15 protein-coding genes, 3 tRNA genes and 2 pseudogenes are annotated in these 16,708 nt (G+C 50.2%); 9 read left to right on the top strand and 11 right to left on the bottom strand.

The features are described from left to right. Positions 1–281: pseudogene (locus BHE85_RS25445) on the top strand (IS4 family transposase); the annotation flags it as partial. 47 nt (positions 282–328) lie between these two features. Here BHE85_RS25445 and crr read toward each other — a convergent pair. The 5 genes from crr to cysZ all read right to left on the bottom strand — a co-directional run bounded on the left by crr (position 329) and on the right by cysZ (position 5,209). Continuing rightward, positions 329–838, bottom strand: coding sequence for a PTS glucose transporter subunit IIA (gene crr, locus BHE85_RS25440; protein ID WP_000522245.1), 510 nt, complete (start codon positions 836–838; stop codon positions 329–331). A 40-nt stretch (positions 839–878) separates the two neighbouring features. After that, positions 879–2,606: a phosphoenolpyruvate-protein phosphotransferase PtsI gene (ptsI, locus tag BHE85_RS25435; protein WP_000623136.1), complete on the bottom strand. Its 1,728-nt coding sequence runs from the start codon at positions 2,604–2,606 to the stop codon at positions 879–881. Positions 2,607–2,650: 44 nt separating this feature from the next. Continuing rightward, positions 2,651–2,908, bottom strand: a complete 258-nt coding sequence (gene ptsH / locus BHE85_RS25430; protein WP_000487600.1) for a phosphocarrier protein Hpr — start codon at positions 2,906–2,908, stop codon at positions 2,651–2,653. A gap of 383 nt (positions 2,909–3,291) precedes the next feature. Next, positions 3,292–4,263 carry a cysteine synthase A gene (gene cysK, locus BHE85_RS25425; protein WP_000034402.1) on the bottom strand — a complete coding sequence of 324 codons (972 nt, stop codon included), beginning with the start codon at positions 4,261–4,263 and terminating at the stop codon, positions 3,292–3,294. Positions 4,264–4,447: 184 nt separating this feature from the next. Further along, positions 4,448–5,209 (bottom strand): sulfate transporter CysZ, encoded by a 762-nt coding sequence (cysZ, locus tag BHE85_RS25420; RefSeq protein WP_000254839.1) that lies wholly within the window; start codon positions 5,207–5,209, stop codon positions 4,448–4,450. A 229-nt stretch (positions 5,210–5,438) separates the two neighbouring features. Here cysZ and zipA point away from each other — a divergent pair, with 229 nt between their 5' ends. From zipA to BHE85_RS25405, 3 genes are all read left to right on the top strand, one after another. Then, a complete protein-coding gene (gene zipA / locus BHE85_RS25415; RefSeq protein ID WP_004985469.1) occupies positions 5,439–6,425 on the top strand; it encodes a cell division protein ZipA in 987 nt (328 codons plus the stop codon). A gap of 72 nt (positions 6,426–6,497) precedes the next feature. Continuing rightward, a complete protein-coding gene (gene ligA, locus BHE85_RS25410; protein WP_000443665.1) occupies positions 6,498–8,513 on the top strand; it encodes an NAD-dependent DNA ligase LigA in 2,016 nt (671 codons plus the stop codon). A 1-nt stretch (position 8,514) separates the two neighbouring features. Further along, a complete protein-coding gene (locus BHE85_RS25405) occupies positions 8,515–8,733 on the top strand; it encodes a DUF3820 family protein (RefSeq protein WP_000410201.1) in 219 nt (72 codons plus the stop codon). Here BHE85_RS25405 and BHE85_RS25400 read toward each other — a convergent pair. Then, a complete protein-coding gene (locus tag BHE85_RS25400) occupies positions 8,730–9,728 on the bottom strand; it encodes a bile acid:sodium symporter family protein (protein WP_000765617.1) in 999 nt (332 codons plus the stop codon). The genes BHE85_RS25405 and BHE85_RS25400 overlap by 4 nt on opposite strands. Positions 9,729–9,817: 89 nt before the next feature. Between BHE85_RS25400 and BHE85_RS25395 the strand changes: the two genes are divergently transcribed. After that, the gene (locus BHE85_RS25395) at positions 9,818–10,744 is read left to right on the top strand and encodes a LysR family transcriptional regulator (RefSeq protein WP_001109794.1); all 927 of its coding nucleotides are present in this window, start codon (positions 9,818–9,820) and stop codon (positions 10,742–10,744) included. Here BHE85_RS25395 and BHE85_RS25390 read toward each other — a convergent pair. The 3 genes from BHE85_RS25390 to BHE85_RS25380 all read right to left on the bottom strand — a co-directional run bounded on the left by BHE85_RS25390 (position 10,735) and on the right by BHE85_RS25380 (position 11,351). Beyond that, positions 10,735–11,076: a FlxA-like family protein gene (locus BHE85_RS25390; protein WP_000201412.1), complete on the bottom strand. Its 342-nt coding sequence runs from the start codon at positions 11,074–11,076 to the stop codon at positions 10,735–10,737. The two genes, BHE85_RS25395 and BHE85_RS25390, sit on opposite strands and share 10 nt — an antisense overlap. A gap of 119 nt (positions 11,077–11,195) precedes the next feature. After that, positions 11,196–11,271 (bottom strand) — tRNA-Lys (locus BHE85_RS25385). A gap of 4 nt (positions 11,272–11,275) precedes the next feature. Beyond that, positions 11,276–11,351, bottom strand: a tRNA-Val gene (locus BHE85_RS25380). Between the two features lie 259 nt (positions 11,352–11,610). Between BHE85_RS25380 and gltX the strand changes: the two genes are divergently transcribed. Further along, positions 11,611–13,026: a glutamate--tRNA ligase gene (gene gltX / locus BHE85_RS25375; RefSeq protein WP_000695657.1), complete on the top strand. Its 1,416-nt coding sequence runs from the start codon at positions 11,611–11,613 to the stop codon at positions 13,024–13,026. A gap of 49 nt (positions 13,027–13,075) precedes the next feature. Here gltX and BHE85_RS25370 read toward each other — a convergent pair whose 3' ends face one another. Further along, positions 13,076–13,468 carry a MerR family transcriptional regulator gene (locus BHE85_RS25370; protein WP_000826508.1) on the bottom strand — a complete coding sequence of 131 codons (393 nt, stop codon included), beginning with the start codon at positions 13,466–13,468 and terminating at the stop codon, positions 13,076–13,078. 1 nt (position 13,469) lies between these two features. Next, positions 13,470–13,829 carry a YfeC-like transcriptional regulator gene (locus tag BHE85_RS25365; RefSeq protein ID WP_000472021.1) on the bottom strand — a complete coding sequence of 120 codons (360 nt, stop codon included), beginning with the start codon at positions 13,827–13,829 and terminating at the stop codon, positions 13,470–13,472. A gap of 220 nt (positions 13,830–14,049) precedes the next feature. On the opposite strand from BHE85_RS25365, the gene BHE85_RS25360 reads away from it, so the two are divergent. The 3 genes and pseudogenes from BHE85_RS25360 to BHE85_RS27945 all read left to right on the top strand — a co-directional run. Next, positions 14,050–14,125 (top strand) — tRNA-Ala (locus BHE85_RS25360). Positions 14,126–14,333: 208 nt separating this feature from the next. Continuing rightward, positions 14,334–16,523 (top strand): annotated as a pseudogene (locus BHE85_RS25355) (bifunctional diguanylate cyclase/phosphodiesterase). A 95-nt stretch (positions 16,524–16,618) separates the two neighbouring features. Next, on the top strand, positions 16,619–16,708 hold a 90-nt coding region (locus BHE85_RS27945), incomplete at its 3' end, for a hypothetical protein (protein ID WP_047199464.1).

Raw genomic sequence — 16,708 nt, 5'->3', positions numbered from 1 at the left:
TATAATCTGGTGAGATATCAGATGATTAAAATGGCGGAACATCTGAAAGGTTACTGGCCGAATCAACTGAGTTTCTCAGAATCATGCGGAATGGTGATGAGAATGCTGATGACATTGCAGGGCGCTTCACCGGGACGTATACCGGAGCTGATGCGCGATCTTGCAAGTATGGGACAACTTGTGAAATTACCGACGAGAAGGGGAAGGGCCTTCCGAGAGTGGTAAAGGAGAGGCCCTGGAAATACCCCACAGCCCCGAAAAAGAGCCAGTCAGTTGCTTAACTGACTGGCATTACGCCGATGGGCGCCATTTTTCACTGCGGCAAGAATTACTTCTTGATGCGGATAACCGGGGTTTCACCCACGGTTACGCTACCGGGCAGTTTGATCAGTTCTTTGATTTCGTCCATGTTGGAGATAACAACCGGAGTCAGGGTAGACTTGGCTTTCTCTTCCAGCAGCGGCAGATCAAATTCAATGACAGTATCGCCAACTTTCACGCGCTGACCTTCTTCTGCAATACGCTTGAAGCCTTCGCCTTTCAGTTCAACGGTGTCGATACCGAAGTGGACGAACAGTTCAACGCCGCTATCAGATTCGATAGAGAACGCGTGATTGGTTTCAAAGATTTTACCAATGGTACCGTCTACAGGCGCGACCATTTTGTTACCCGTTGGTTTGATAGCAATACCATCACCAACGATTTTTTCCGCAAAAACGACATCCGGCACGTCTTCGATATTGACGATCTCGCCAGAGAGCGGAGCAATGATCTCAATAGTTCCGGTATCCTTCTTGTCGTCGGAAACCAGAGATTTCAGTTTATCGAACAAACCCATGATCTTCTCCTAAGCAGTAAATTGGGCCGCATCTCGTGGATTAGCAGATTGTTTTTTCTTCAATGAACTTGTTAACCAGCGTCATTAACTCGTCCGTTGTCGGTTGAGCAAGAGCCTGCTCTGCTAACACCTTCGCATCTTCGAAGTTCGTGTTACGGATAATCTTCTTAATGCGCGGGATAGAAATGGCGCTCATAGAGAATTCGTCCAGACCCATCCCCAGCAACAGAAGTGTAGCACGTTCATCGCCAGCAAGCTCACCACACATGCCAGTCCATTTGCCTTCAGCATGAGAAGCATCAATAACTTGCTTGATCAAGTTCAGCACGGACGGTGACATTGGCTGGTAAAGGTGTGAAATCATATCATTACCACGGTCAACTGCCAGAGTGTACTGCGTTAAATCATTGGTGCCGATACTAAAGAAATCAACTTCTTTGGCTAAATGACGTGCAATTGTTGCGGCAGCCGGTGTTTCCACCATTACGCCGATTTCAATTGACTCGTCAAACGCTTTACCTTCGTCGCGCAGTTCCTGTTTGTAGATTTCGATCTCTTTGCGCAGTGCACGCACTTCTTCAACAGAGATGATCATCGGGAACATAATGCGCAATTTACCGAAAGCCGAGGCACGCAGGATAGCGCGGAGTTGATCGCGCAGGATCTCTTTACGATCCATCGCGATACGGATAGCGCGCCAGCCGAGGAACGGGTTCTCTTCTTTCGGGAAGTTCATGTATGGCAGCTCTTTGTCGCCGCCGATGTCCATGGTACGAACGATAACCGCCTGCGAGCCACACGCTTCAGCCACTGCTTTGTAAGCAGCAAACTGTTCTTCTTCAGTGGGCAGCGCGTCGCGGTCCATGAATAGGAACTCAGTACGATACAGACCAACGCCTTCAGCGCCGTTACGCTCTGCACCTTCAACGTCACGAACCGTACCAATGTTAGCGCATACTTCTACCTGGTGACCGTCCAGCGTAATAGCTGGCAGATCTTTCAGTTTAGCAAGCTCTGCTTTTTCAGAAGCCACTTGCTCCTGAACAGCACGCATTTTATCAATAACTTCGTTGGTTGGATTGACGTAAACCTGATTATTTACGGCATCCAGAATCAGATAGTCGTCATTTTTCACCTGAGAGGTGACGCTACCGGTACCCACGATAGCAGGCAGTTCCAGAGAACGCGCCATGATAGAGGTGTGGGAAGTACGGCCACCCGCGTCGGTGATGAAACCCAGCACCTTCTTCAGGTTCAGCTGTGCGGTTTCGGACGGCGTCAGGTCAGCGGCAACCAGAATGACTTCATCCTGAATGGCGCTCAGGTCGATAATCTTCAGGCCCAGGATGTTGCGCAGCAGGCGCTTACCGATATCACGTACGTCAGCCGCACGTTCTTTCAGGTATTCATCATCCAGCTCTTCCAGGGCAGAAGCCTGACCTTCGATAACTTCATGAGCAGCTGCGTCAGCTGTCATGTGTTTATCTTTAATCAGGGCTATGATTTCCTGCTCCAGCTCCTCATCTTCGAGCAGCATAATATGCCCTTCAAAGATGGCTTCTTTTTCTTCACCGAACGTTTCACCAGCTTTCGTTTTGATCGTTTCCAGCTGGGCTGATGCCTTGGCACGACCGCTCAGAAAACGTTCAACTTCCTGATCAACCTGGTCGGCAGAAATTTTTTTCCGGTCAATGACAATTTCGTCTTCTTTCAGAAGCAGAGCTTTACCGAAAGCGATACCCGGGGATGCTAAAATGCCTGAAATCATAACCCTACCTTACTTGTGACTGATTTTTAAAAGAACCCGGGAAATTACTCGAGTTCCGCCATCAGTTTAACCAGATGTTCAACCGCTTTTTGCTCGTCTTCGCCTTCTGCGGAGATAGTCACAACGGTACCTTGAGTCAGGCCCAGAGTCTGCAGTTTAAACAGGCTTTTCGCGCTGGCGCTTTTGCCGTTGGAAGTCACAGTAATTTCAGAAGTGAAGCCCTTAGCTTCTTTTACAAACTGGGCAGCAGGGCGGGTGTGCAGACCGTTCGGAGCTGTAATGGTAACTTCTTGCTGGAACATTGTATTTCCCCAACTTATAGGTTTAGTGTTGTGGAACTAAAGTCTAGCCTGGCGGTTCGACTTTAGCCTGTATTGTTAGCGCCAGTTTTTAATAGACGCGACGCACGAAGAGCGCAATACAGTCCATTGCTGGCGGGTGTTGACCGCTGACGTTTCGTACGTCATTAAACATTATGCCGCTAAAGGAAGAATTGAACCAAATCATAAAATCGATTCAGCTTTGGCTTTTCCTGTAACGATTAATTTCGCGCATCAAAATAATTAGTCTGGTTAAATACCAGTTCCGACAGGCTGAATCAATGCCAGGAGGGGCGAAAGTTTGAAGCAGGCCACAAAAAAGCACCTAAAAAGGTGCTTTTTTACGCATTTTTAACAAGCTGGCATTACTGTTGCAATTCTTTCTCAGTGAAGAGATCGGCAAACAATGCGGTGCTTAAATAACGCTCACCCGATGATGGTAGAATAACCACAATATTCTTGTTGGTAAAGCTTTCATCTTCTTGTAGTTTCAACGCCGCGGCAACAGCTGCTCCAGAAGAGATACCTGCAAGAATACCTTCTTCTTCCATTAGACGACGGGCGGTAGAAATGGCTTCTTCATTGGTGATGCCAATGACTTTATCGACCAGCTTGAGATCGAGGTTAGCCGGGATAAAACCAGCGCCAATACCCTGAATTTTATGCGGGCCAGGTTTAATCTCTTCACCTGCCAGCGCCTGGGCGATAACTGGAGAATCGGTTGGCTCAACGGCGACAGAGATAAGATCGGTCTTGCCTTTGGTGCCTTTAATGTAGCGGCTGACGCCAGTCAGCGTACCGCCAGTCCCAACGCCAGCAATAAATACATCAACCTGACCGTCGGTATCTTCCCAGATCTCCGGACCGGTGGTTTTTTCGTGAATTTCAGGGTTTGCCGGATTGCTGAATTGTTGCAGCAGCAGGTATTTCTCTGGATTGCTGGCGACAATTTCTTCTGCTTTTTGGATTGCGCCTTTCATGCCTTTAGCACCTTCCGTCAGCACCAGGTTTGCACCTAACGCTTTCAGCAGCTTGCGGCGTTCAATACTCATGGTTTCTGGCATGGTCAGGGTGAGTTTGTAACCGCGAGCGGCAGCTACATAGGCCAGTGCAATCCCGGTATTACCGCTGGTCGGTTCAACCAGTTCAACGCCTGGTTTCAGCACGCCGCGCTTTTCGGCATCCCAAATCATGTTGGCACCGATACGGCACTTAACGCTGAAGCTGGGGTTACGAGATTCCACCTTCGCCAGAATGCGTCCGTTACCGATGCGATTCAGGCGAACCAGCGGCGTGTGACCGATAGTCAGCGAGTTATCTTCAAAAATCTTACTCATGGCCTGTCCTTAACTGTATGAAATTGGGATACAACAGGTAGCATACCCGCTCAGAGAATATGCGGAAGTAAGGATTTAGCATATCTATATACAGAAGGGAAATAATGACATGCAAGATGGAATAAGGGGCGGCATAAGCCACCCCTGTTTCACACAAACGGTTTACAAAATAACCGGTAGATTGTTACCGCCACATCGCGTGTTTATCGCGATAGCAATCGACCCACATCGCCGTCGCGCCACAAACGGCAACGGGCATGATGAACAGATTAAGCAGCGGGATCATCGTAAACAGGCTGGTTAAAGCACCAAACTGCATATTGGTGATTTTGCGTGTGCGCAGGGCGGTGCGCATCTCTTTAAACGGCACTTTGTGGTTATCGAAGGGGTAATCGCAATACTGGATGGCTAACATCCAGGCGCTAAACAGGAACCACAGTACCGGCGCGACGGTTTGCCCAATACCAGGGATGAAGTAAAGAATTAGTAATACAATTGCGCGCGGCAGATACCAGGCAAATTTTTGCCATTCGCGTTTCATGATTCGCGGCACATCTTTCATGATACCGAAAATCCCGGTATCTGGCGGTGTAGCGCCAGTCAATCGTGCTTCCAGTTGTTCAGCCAATAAACCGTTAAACGGAGCGGCAATCCAGTTAGCAATCGTGGAGAAGAAATAGCCAAACACTAACAGCACAGAGATGACAGCCAGAGGCCACAACAGATAACTCAGCCATTGTAGCCAGTCCGGAACGTAACTCATGAGAGTCGGGATCCAGACATCGAGCTGTGTAAAGAGCCACCAGAATGCGCCCCCCATCAACAAAATATTGACCAGCAGCGGTAAAATAACGAAACGCCGAATCCCAGGTTGCGAGACGAGCTTCCAGCCTTGCGCAAAATAGTAAAAACCGCTGCGTGGGGCAGATGTGAATGATGAAACCATAATCAGGATGAGCTCCTTTTGACCAATCCTAGGAAAATTCTGCGTATTTTACCGGGTAATTGCGCAATGGACAGTTAGGATATGTTCGAAAAAACAGCAAAAAGCACGATTTCATCTATCTTTGTGCTGTGAAAGTTAATAGTGCACTTGCACTTGAGGTAATCGGCAAATACTCTTAGTGAGTAAATGTTTGCCGTGGTGGCAAGGTGTTAGAACAACAGAGAATATAATGATGCAGGATTTGCGTCTGATATTAATCATTGTTGGCGCGATCGCCATAATCGCTTTACTGGTACATGGTTTCTGGACCAGCCGTAAAGAACGATCTTCTATGTTCCGCGATCGGCCATTAAAACGAATGAAGTCAAAACGTGACGACGATTCTTATGACGAGGATGTCGAAGATGATGAGGGCGTTGGTGAGGTTCGTGTTCACCGCGTGAATCATGCCCCGGCTAACGCTCAGGAGCATGAGGCTGCTCGTCCGTCGCCGCAACACCAGTACCAACCGCCTTATGCGTCTGCGCAGCCGCGTCAACCGGTCCAGCAGCCGCCTGAAGCGCAGGTACCGCCGCAACATGCTCCGCGTCCAGCGCAGCCGGTGCAGCAGCCTGTCTATCAGCCGCAGCCTGAACAGCCGTTGCAGCAGCCAGTTTCGCCACAGGTCGCGCCAGCGCCGCAGCCTGTGCATTCAGCACCGCAACCGGCACAACAGGCTTTCCAGCCTGCAGAACCCGTAGCGGCACCACAGCCTGAGCCTGTAGCGGAACCGGCTCCAGTTATGGATAAACCGAAGCGCAAAGAAGCGGTGATTATCATGAACGTCGCGGCGCATCACGGTAGCGAGCTAAACGGTGAACTGCTTCTTAACAGCATTCAACAAGCGGGCTTCATTTTTGGCGATATGAATATTTACCATCGTCATCTTAGCCCGGATGGCAGCGGCCCGGCGTTATTCAGCCTGGCGAATATGGTGAAACCGGGAACCTTTGATCCTGAAATGAAGGATTTCACTACTCCGGGTGTCACTATCTTTATGCAGGTACCGTCTTACGGTGACGAGCTGCAGAACTTCAAGCTGATGCTGCAATCTGCGCAGCATATTGCCGATGAAGTGGGCGGTGTCGTGCTTGACGATCAGCGCCGTATGATGACTCCGCAGAAATTGCGCGAGTACCAGGACATCATCCGCGAAGTCAAAGACGCCAACGCCTGATACACTTAAGGCAAATTAACTCTTCTTCGAACCCCCGCTTGTCGGGGGGGTTTTTAGCATTGATGGTGCGATATGGAATCAATCGAACAACAACTGACAGAACTGCGAACGACGCTTCGCCATCATGAATATCTTTATCATGTGATGGATGCGCCGGAAATTCCCGACGCTGAATACGACAGGCTGATGCGCGAACTGCGCGAGCTGGAAACTAAACATCCAGAACTGATTACGCCTGATTCGCCTACCCAACGTGTAGGTGCTGCGCCGCTGGCGGCTTTCAGCCAGATACGCCATGAAGTACCAATGCTGTCACTGGATAACGTTTTTGATGAAGAAAGCTTTCTTGCTTTCAACAAACGTGTGCAGGACCGTCTGAAAAACAACGAGAAAGTCACCTGGTGCTGTGAGCTGAAGCTGGATGGCCTTGCCGTCAGTATTCTGTATGAAAATGGCGTTTTAGTCAGTGCCGCGACCCGTGGCGATGGCACCACCGGGGAAGATATCACGTCTAATGTGCGTACTATTCGCGCCATTCCGCTGAAGCTGCATGGAGAGAATATCCCGGCGCGTCTGGAAGTGCGTGGTGAAGTGTTCCTGCCGCAGGCGGGGTTCGAAAAGATTAACGAAGATGCGCGACGCACGGGCGGGAAAGTTTTTGCTAACCCACGTAATGCGGCAGCTGGTTCACTGCGTCAGCTTGATCCGCGTATTACAGCGAAGCGACCGCTCACTTTTTTCTGCTATGGCGTTGGTGTTCTGGAAGGTGGCGAGCTGCCGGATACTCATCTTGGCCGTTTACTGCAATTTAAAAAGTGGGGGTTGCCGGTCAGCGATCGGGTAACGCTTTGTGAATCGGCGGAAGAAGTGCTGGCGTTCTATCACAAAGTGGAAGAAGACCGCCCGACGCTGGGCTTTGATATCGACGGCGTGGTGATTAAGGTCAACTCACTGGAACAGCAGGAGCAGCTTGGCTTTGTCGCGCGTGCCCCGCGCTGGGCGGTAGCGTTTAAATTCCCGGCGCAGGAGCAGATGACCTTTGTGCGTGACGTCGAGTTTCAGGTTGGGCGTACTGGCGCGATTACGCCTGTTGCGCGTCTGGAACCTGTCCATGTTGCTGGCGTGCTGGTGAGTAACGCAACCTTACACAATGCGGATGAAATCGAACGTCTTGGTTTACGCATTGGCGATAAAGTGGTGATTCGCCGCGCTGGCGACGTGATCCCGCAGGTGGTTAACGTCGTGCTTTCTGAACGCCCGGAAGATACCCGTGAGGTTGTATTCCCGACGCATTGTCCGGTATGTGGTTCTGACGTTGAGCGTGTGGAAGGTGAAGCGGTTGCCCGCTGTACCGGTGGCCTGATTTGCGGTGCGCAGCGTAAAGAGTCGCTGAAACACTTTGTTTCCCGCCGTGCGATGGATGTTGACGGAATGGGCGACAAAATCATCGATCAGCTGGTTGAAAAAGAATATGTCCACACTCCGGCAGATCTGTTCAAACTCACCGCAGGCAAACTGACCGGACTGGAGCGTATGGGGCCAAAATCGGCACAAAACGTGGTTAACGCGCTGGAAAAAGCGAAAGAAACCACCTTTGCTCGCTTCCTCTATGCACTTGGCATCCGTGAAGTCGGCGAGGCCACCGCAGCAGGTCTGGCGGCATATTTCGGCACGCTGGAAGCGCTGGAAGCCGCTTCGATTGAAGAGCTGCAAAAGGTGCCTGATGTTGGCATTGTCGTTGCATCCCACGTTCACAACTTCTTTGCCGAAGAAAGCAACCGCAATGTCATCAGCGAGCTGTTGGCGGAAGGTGTTCACTGGCCTGCGCCGATCGTTATCAACGCGGAAGAGATTGACAGCCCGTTTGCTGGTAAAACCGTGGTGCTTACGGGCAGCTTAAGCCAGATGTCGCGTGATGACGCTAAAGCTCGACTGGTCGAACTGGGCGCGAAAGTCGCGGGCAGCGTGTCGAAGAAAACCGATCTGGTGATTGCGGGTGAAGCTGCAGGATCTAAACTGGCGAAGGCGCAGGAACTGGGCATTGAAGTCATCGACGAAGCGGAAATGCTGCGTTTGCTGGGTAGCTGAGATGGAAAAAGAGCAGCTGATTGAAATAGCCAATACGATAATGCCGTTTGGCAAATACAAAGGGCGTCGCTTAATCGACCTGCCGGAGGAGTATCTGCTGTGGTTTGCCCGCAAAGATGAGTTCCCGGCAGGGAAGCTCGGTGAGCTAATGCAAATCACGCTGCTGATTAAAACCGAGGGGCTGACGCAACTGGTCCAGCCCCTGAAGCGTCCGCTTTAAGCTTTATCGGCGCTGCTTTCCTGCTGCGCCTGTAACTGTTCGGTCTGGCGTTTGTATCGACGCGCCAGCACCGCACAGACCATCAATTGGATCTGATGGAAAATCATCAGGGGCAGCACCATCATACCGATCACCGATGTGGGGAACAGAATGTTTGCCATCGGGATGCCATTTGCCAGACTCTTTTTCGAACCACAAAAGACGATAGTAATTTCATCTGCCTTATTGAAGCCCAGTCGGCGTGCCATAAAGACGTTAACTACAATCACGATAGCCAGAAGAACGCAGCTGACCACCACGATAAACAGCAATGATCCCCAGCCAACTTTATGCCAGATACCATTAACGACGGCTTCGCTGAACGCTGTATAAACCACCAACAGAATGGACGTCTGGTCAGTTTTCGCAATCCATTTTTTATTGCGCGACACCCAGTCACCAATCCACGGCCGGGAAAGATGCCCCAACACAAACGGCAGCAGCAGTTGCAGCATAATTTTACCGACCTGCTCAAGGCTGCCCCCTGCACCGTGAACATTCATCACCAGACCAACCAGCAATGGTGAAAGGAAAATTCCCAGCAGGCTGGATGCTGACGCAGAACAAACCGCCGCCGCGACGTTACCGCCCGCCATTGACGTGAAGGCGATTGCAGACTGCACGGTAGCCGGGAGAGTGCACAAGTAGAGAAAACCGGAGTAGAGCATCGGGTCGACATTTACCGGTTTCCACCAGGCAAACAGTACACCCAGAATCGGAAACAGCACGAAGGTGCTGCACATTACCCACAAATGCAGTCGCCAGTGACCACCGCCAGCAATAATCGCCTCACGCGACAACTTCGCGCCGTGCATAAAGAACAGCAGGGCAATAGCTGCGGTGGTCAGATTTTCAAAGAAGGGGACGAAATCGCCTCTGGCCGGAAAGAAAGAGGCCAGCAACACCACCGTGATCAGGGTTAAGGTGAAAGGATCGAGGATACGAAAAAGTTTCATAAAGACTCCAGATGATCGATGGTTCTATTGTGCTTCTTCCAGTTTGAGAAATAAAATTGATTTATTGCATCCATTCATGAAGAAAACAGATGAATTATTCTTTAAAACAATTAAAGGTTTTCGTCACAGTAGCGCAGGAGAAAAGTTTTAGTCGTGCAGGAGAGCGTATCGGCTTGAGCCAGTCGGCAGTAAGTCACAGTGTGAAGGAGCTGGAAAATCATACTGGTGTTCGCCTGCTGGACAGAACCACGCGTGAAGTGGTGCTTACAGATGCAGGGCAGCAGTTGGCTTTGCGTCTTGAGCGACTGCTGGATGAACTTAACAGCACGTTGCGCGATACCGGGCGTATGGGGCAACAACTGAGCGGAAAAGTTCGGGTCGCTGCCAGCCAGACCATTTCCGCGCATCTTATTCCGCAATGCATTGCTGAAAGCCATCGCCGCTATCCAGATATTCAGTTTGTCCTGCACGATCGTCCGCAGCAGTGGGTGATGGAAAGTATTCGCCAGGGAGATGTCGACTTTGGCATCGTCATCGATCCAGGCCCAGTGGGCGATCTGCAATGTGAAGCGATTCTTTCCGAGCCTTTCTTTCTGCTTTGCCATCGCGATAGCGCTTTGGCCGTGGAAGATTATGTACCCTGGCAGGCATTACAGGGAGCGAAATTGGTGTTGCAGGATTACGCGTCAGGCAGCCGACCGCTGATTGACGCAGCGCTGGCGCGCAATGGTATTCAGGCGAATATTGTGCAGGAGATTGGACATCCGGCGACGCTGTTCCCGATGGTAGCCGCAGGCATCGGCATCAGTATTCTTCCCGCACTGGCGCTACCATTGCCTGAAGGTAGCCCACTGGTGGTAAAGCGCATTACGCCGGTTGTTGAACGCCAGTTGATGCTGGTGCGCAGGAAGAACCGTTCACTTTCCACCGCCGCTGAAGCGTTATGGGACGTGGTACGAGACCAGGGCAATGCGCTAATGGCTGGTCGGGAAGGGGATCCGTTGTATCAGATATAGATATCGATATGAGTCGTTTTTTCAACAGGATTTAGAAGGGATACATCCAGAGACAAACGCTGCTCTTTCTCCTGCGCCTTTTCTGCCTGCTGTTTCTGCAACTGCGCCAGTTGTGTTTCCAGTAGGGTGATTTGCTGTTGAATCAATTCGGCCTGTTTTTGCTTGTCTTCAGCACTGCCGCTAGTGTCTACAATCTCTTTAATTTGTTGAGTGAGTTTGATGATTTGCTGACTTATCCGCGCGATTTGTGAAGCAACATCGCTACCTTGTGATGCCCTGTTACTACTCTGTGTTTGTATGGAAGGAATTGAAGTTGAAGAGATAGTGGCCATTGTTCAGTCCTCGTCACTGTACGAGGTAATATCGGTAGAAGAACAAGGAACTTGAGAAGAAAAATCAATCTTACAAATCGCAGATAGCAAAAAAGCGCCTTTAGGGCGCTTTTTTACATTGGTGGGTCGTGCAGGATTCGAACCTGCGACCAATTGATTAAAAGTCAACTGCTCTACCAACTGAGCTAACGACCCGAAGTGGTGGGTGATGACGGGATCGAACCGCCGACCCCCTCCTTGTAAGGGAGGTGCTCTCCCAGCTGAGCTAATCACCCCCCGCTGTGTGGGGTCGCATTATAGGGAGAGTTCAAAATGAGTCAACGCATTTTCTAAAGAAATTGTTCGTTCGTCGTAAATTTAAGCAAGATGATCGCAAAATAGACCGTGTTGCGCAATTTGTCAACGAAAACAATAATGCGTAAGGTAGAAACCCGAACTACATTGAGGAATCAGGCGGGAGTGATAGAATATCGCCCACTCAATTTTTCCAGGATTTGCCGGTTGTCGGCATCTTTCTAAACGTAAGGCCATTTCATGAAAATCAAAACTCGCTTCGCGCCAAGCCCAACAGGCTATCTGCACGTTGGCGGCGCGCGTACTGCCCTTTACTCCTGGCTTTTTGCACGTAACCACGGCGGTGAGTTCGTGCTGCGTATTGAAGACACCGATCTTGAGCGTTCCACGCCGGAAGCTATCGAAGCCATTATGGATGGCATGAACTGGCTGAGCCTGGAGTGGGATGAAGGTCCGTACTACCAGACCAAACGTTTTGATCGCTACAACGCGGTGATCGATCAGATGCTGGAAGAGGGCACTGCTTATAAATGCTATTGCTCTAAAGAGCGCCTGGAAGCGCTGCGCGAAGAGCAAATGGCGAAAGGTGAGAAGCCGCGTTATGACGGTCGCTGCCGCCACAGCCATGAGCATCACGCTGATGATGAACCGTGCGTTGTACGTTTTGCTAACCCGCAGGAAGGTTCTGTTGTTTTTGACGATCAGATCCGTGGTCCGATCGAGTTCAGCAACCAGGAACTGGACGATCTTATTATTCGCCGTACCGATGGTTCCCCAACCTATAACTTCTGTGTGGTTGTCGATGACTGGGATATGGAAATCACCCACGTTATCCGTGGCGAAGACCATATCAACAACACGCCACGCCAGATCAACATTCTTAAGGCCCTGAAAGCGCCGGTGCCGGTTTACGCGCACGTTTCTATGATCAACGGCGATGACGGTAAAAAACTGTCCAAACGTCACGGGGCGGTCAGCGTAATGCAGTATCGTGATGACGGTTATTTGCCAGAAGCACTGCTGAACTATCTGGTGCGTCTGGGCTGGTCCCACGGCGATCAGGAAATCTTCACTCGTGAAGAGATGATCAAATACTTCACCCTGAATGCCGTCAGCAAATCTGCCAGTGCGTTCAACACCGACAAGCTGCTGTGGCTGAACCATCACTACATTAACGCGCTGCCGCCGGAGTATGTTGCTACTCACTTACAGTGGCACATTGAGCAGGAAAATATCGATACCCGTAACGGCCCGCAGCTGGCTGATCTGGTGAAACTGCTGGGCGAACGCTGCAAGACGCTGAAAGAGATGGCACAGAGCTGCCGTTATTTCTACGAAGATTTTGCTGAGTTCGATGCCGACGCCGCGAAAAAACATCTGCGTCCGGTAGCGCGTCAGCCGCTGGAAGTGGTTCGTGACAAACTGGCCGCGATTACTGACTGGACCGCTGAAAACGTTCATCACGCTATTCAGGCGACGGCGGATGAGCTGGAAGTGGGTATGGGTAAAGTTGGTATGCCGCTGCGTGTCGCCGTAACCGGTGCGGGGCAGTCTCCGGCACTGGATGTTACCGTTCACGCAATTGGTAGGACCCGCAGTATTGAGCGTATCAACAAAGCGCTGGCTTTTATTGCTGAACGCGAAAACCAGCAGTAATTAGCGCATAAAAGATAAACGCAGGAGATAATATCCTGCCGTTTTTTATTTATGCTGATTCGTCAATATCGAGACGGGCGAGGAAATTGCGAATTCCTTCACGTGACAAAAATTGCGCGACTTTTTCCTGCTCAATGTCTGTCATATTATCTATCGCGTTGATGATTTGTCGATACGCCGGGGCGCGTACTCCAGGAGCGTATTCAGCAATTCTCTCTTCAGCTTCCATCAACATTGGTGTGTTATGGAAGGCTGGCGTGTTCTGAATAAACTCGCAAACTTGCGTATCGACCAGAATAAGTCTGGCACGACCGCCTTTCACGCCGGGAAATTTTTCCGTTTTCCAGCCTTTTTCTCTGATCCAACGGTTAACAGTTTGTTTAGCCACACCGAGGCATTCAGCCAGTTCTTCGGTGGTCATTTTATTGCGTAATCTTTTCATATTATTTGCTATCGCGAATCCCTAAGCGTTGTAACAATCCGATAATCCCTTCCCGCAGAAGCAAGGATGTAAACTGTTTTTGTTCAACTGGCGTCATCTCTTTCGCCAGTGTCACCAGCAATACTTCAAGCGGCGCATCACCAGAAAGGGCAGGCGCTTCTCCCTGACCTTCTGGACGTTCAGCATTGCGAATATATTCACGAACCTGTTCATTGACGTGAACCAGTCGGGCTTTGCCACCCTGGACGCCAGGTTTTGGTGACGTTGTCCAGCCTTCCTTGCGTACCCATTTATTAATGGTCTGGCGGCTATAGCCGGTCAGTCTGGCAAGTTCATCTGGTGTCATCCTCTCCTTGAACATAACAATTCCCTGAATGTATGTGGGTCTATTAGTAGTTCATTTTATAACACCACTTTACAGGAAACCGTGACATGAATAACTACTGAATGCGAGCGGTTTTCCAAAATTGTTCATTTGCCTGATTTTTCAGCGATTGAAACTACACGTTGCAATTTGCCGTTGACACATTCGGGCGGAATTCATATGATGCCGCCCGTCAACTCGACAAGCTTTACGTGACGGGGCTATAGCTCAGCTGGGAGAGCGCTTGCATGGCATGCAAGAGGTCAGCGGTTCGATCCCGCTTAGCTCCACCAAATTTCCAACCCTCGCTGCAAAGCGGGGGTTTTTTGTCTCTGCTTTTTGCCGCTTTTGTAATACAGTCTACGTCCGGGTTAGTGCCGCCTGGTGAAAGCATCATTGGATGAAAAATCGGCAACAGGCTGGCCCCCTGTTTGCTTCGCGATGCGAATAAACTTATTATTTGTGTGCCTGAAAACTCCGATCAGTGAGAGTAGTGTACTCATGTTTGTGGAGCATAACCTGATAAAAAATATCAAGATATTCACACTAGCGTTTACGCTCACCGTGGTACTTATTCAGCTATCCCGTTTTATTTCGCCACTTGCCATTATCCATTCCAGTTATATCTTTCTGGCGTGGATGCCACTGTGCGTAATGCTGTCAATCTTGTTTATCTTTGGCTGGCGAGGTGTCGTTCCCGTTTTATGCGGGATGTTTTGCACCAATCTGTGGAACTTTCATCTCTCTTTTTTATAGACTGCGGTCATGCTCGGTAGCCAGACGTTTGTCGTGTTGTGTGCCTGCGCAATATTACGCTGGCAGCTGGGGACGCGTTGGCGTTATGGATTGACCAGCCGATATGTCTGGCAACGTCTGTTCTGGCTTGGTTTGGTGACGCCGATCGGCATCAAATGCAGCATGTATCTTGTGGGGAGCTTCTTTGATTTCCCGCTAAAGATATCCACCTTTTTCGGCGATGCGGATGCCATTTTCACGGTCGTTGATTTGCTAAGCCTTTTCACCGCTGTGCTGATTTACAACATGCTTTTCTACTATCTCACTCGCATGATTGTAAGTCCCCACTTTGCGCAGATATTGTGGCGCAGGGATATCGCGCCGTCGTTGGGCAAAGAGAAACGCGCATTTACCTTAAGCTGGCTGGCAGCGTTAAGCGTGCTTCTACTTCTGTTGTGCACACCTTATGAAAACGACTTTATTGCCGGTTACCTGGTACCCGTTTTCTTCATCATCTTTACCCTCGGGGTCGGTAAGCTTCGCTATCCGTTTTTAAATCTCACCTGGGCTGTTTCAACGCTTTGCCTTCTGAATTACAACCAGAACTTTTTGCAAGGGGTGGAAACCGAATATTCGCTGGCATTTATTCTTGCGGTGCTGATTTCCTTTAGCGTTTGCCTGCTCTATATGGTGCGCATTTATCATCGCAGTGAATGGCTTAATCGCCGCTGGCATTTGCAGGCGCTGACCGATCCGTTAACGCTCCTGCCCAACTTCCGTGCGTTGGAACAAGCGCCGGAGCAAGAGGCGGGCAAGAGTTTTTGCTGCCTGCGCATTGATAATCTTGAGTTTATGAGTCGTCATTACGGCTTAATGATGCGCGTTCACTGTATCCGCTCAATTTGCCGTACGCTGCTGCCGTTGATGCAGGAAAACGAAAAGTTGTATCAATTGCCGGGTAGTGAACTGCTGTTAGTGCTGAGCGGGCCGGAAACGGAAGGGCGACTCCAGCATATGGTTAACATCCTGAATAGTCGGCAAATTCACTGGAACAATACCGGGCTGGATATGGGCTATGGTGCTGCCTGGGGGCGTTTTGATGGAAATCAGGAAACCCTGCAACCCTTGTTGGGGCAGTTAAGCTGGCTGGCGGAGCAATCCTGCGCACATCATCATGTGCTGGCGCTGGATAGCAGAGAGGAGATGGTTTCCGGGCAGACCACTAAACAGGTGCTATTGCTGAATACCATTCGCACGGCGTTAGATCAGGGTGATTTGCTGCTCTACGCCCAGCCAATTCGCAACAAAGAGGGTGAAGGTTATGATGAGATCCTCGCGCGACTGAAATATGACGGCGGCATTATGACCCCGGATAAGTTTCTGCCCCTTATTGCTCAGTTTAACCTTAGCGCGCGTTTTGATTTGCAAGTGCTGGAATCCTTGTTGAAGTGGCTGGCAACACACCCTTGCGACAAAAAAGGACCGCGCTTTTCAGTCAATTTAATGCCGCTCACGCTGCTGCAAAAGAATATTGCCGGGCGGATTATTCGTCTGTTTAAGCGTTATCACATCTCCCCGCAGGCGGTCATTCTTGAGATCACCGAGGAGCAGGCGTTTTCTAACGCAGAAAGCAGCATGTACAACATCGAGCAGCTGCATAAGTTTGGTTTCCGGATTGCGATTGATGACTTTGGCACCGGCTATGCCAACTACGAACGGTTAAAGCGTTTGCAGGCTGATATCATCAAAATTGATGGCGTCTTTGTGAAAGATATTGTCACGAACACGCTGGATGCGATGATTGTGAGATCAATTACCGATCTGGCGAAAGCGAAGTCATTGAGTGTGGTCGCGGAGTTTGTCGAGACGCAACAGCAGCAGGCGCTATTGCATAAGCTCGGGGTGCAATATCTGCAAGGGTATTTGATTGGTCGCCCGCAGCCATTAGCTGATTAACAGGCGTAAAAAAACCGGGGAATTATCCCTAATGCCGATCAGTTAAGGATCAGTTGACCGATCCAGTGGCTGTGTAAGAATCCGGAAACGCTCACTTGTTTCCGGATTTTTTTATGCACATTGGACAGGCTCTTGATCTGGTATCCCGTTACGATTCTCTGCGTAACCCACTGACTTCTCTGGGG

Origin of the sequence: Shigella sp. FC1567 (assembly GCF_001743015.1) — a bacterium.
Taxonomy (GTDB): Bacteria; Pseudomonadota; Gammaproteobacteria; order Enterobacterales; family Enterobacteriaceae; genus Escherichia; species Escherichia coli.
The sequence above is the reverse complement of the archived record's forward strand: the minus strand, read 5'-3'. Positions and strand labels throughout refer to the sequence as shown.

Bases quoted from the DNA above. Each gene is read 5' to 3' on its own strand.
- BHE85_RS25365 (WP_000472021.1), bottom strand. From the start codon at position 13,829: ATGTTCAAGGAGAGGATGACACCAGATGAACTTGCCAGACTGACCGGC.
- crr (WP_000522245.1), bottom strand. From the start codon at position 838: ATGGGTTTGTTCGATAAACTGAAATCTCTGGTTTCCGACGACAAGAAG.
- BHE85_RS25395 (WP_001109794.1), top strand. From the start codon at position 9,818: ATGAATTATTCTTTAAAACAATTAAAGGTTTTCGTCACAGTAGCGCAG.
- zipA (WP_004985469.1), top strand. From the start codon at position 5,439: ATGATGCAGGATTTGCGTCTGATATTAATCATTGTTGGCGCGATCGCC.
- BHE85_RS25370 (WP_000826508.1), bottom strand. From the start codon at position 13,468: ATGAAAAGATTACGCAATAAAATGACCACCGAAGAACTGGCTGAATGC.
- cysK (WP_000034402.1), bottom strand. From the start codon at position 4,263: ATGAGTAAGATTTTTGAAGATAACTCGCTGACTATCGGTCACACGCCG.
- BHE85_RS25390 (WP_000201412.1), bottom strand. From the start codon at position 11,076: ATGGCCACTATCTCTTCAACTTCAATTCCTTCCATACAAACACAGAGT.
- ptsI (WP_000623136.1), bottom strand. From the start codon at position 2,606: ATGATTTCAGGCATTTTAGCATCCCCGGGTATCGCTTTCGGTAAAGCT.
- BHE85_RS25400 (WP_000765617.1), bottom strand. From the start codon at position 9,728: ATGAAACTTTTTCGTATCCTCGATCCTTTCACCTTAACCCTGATCACG.
- ligA (WP_000443665.1), top strand. From the start codon at position 6,498: ATGGAATCAATCGAACAACAACTGACAGAACTGCGAACGACGCTTCGC.
- cysZ (WP_000254839.1), bottom strand. From the start codon at position 5,209: ATGGTTTCATCATTCACATCTGCCCCACGCAGCGGTTTTTACTATTTT.
- BHE85_RS25405 (WP_000410201.1), top strand. From the start codon at position 8,515: ATGGAAAAAGAGCAGCTGATTGAAATAGCCAATACGATAATGCCGTTT.
- ptsH (WP_000487600.1), bottom strand. From the start codon at position 2,908: ATGTTCCAGCAAGAAGTTACCATTACAGCTCCGAACGGTCTGCACACC.
- gltX (WP_000695657.1), top strand. From the start codon at position 11,611: ATGAAAATCAAAACTCGCTTCGCGCCAAGCCCAACAGGCTATCTGCAC.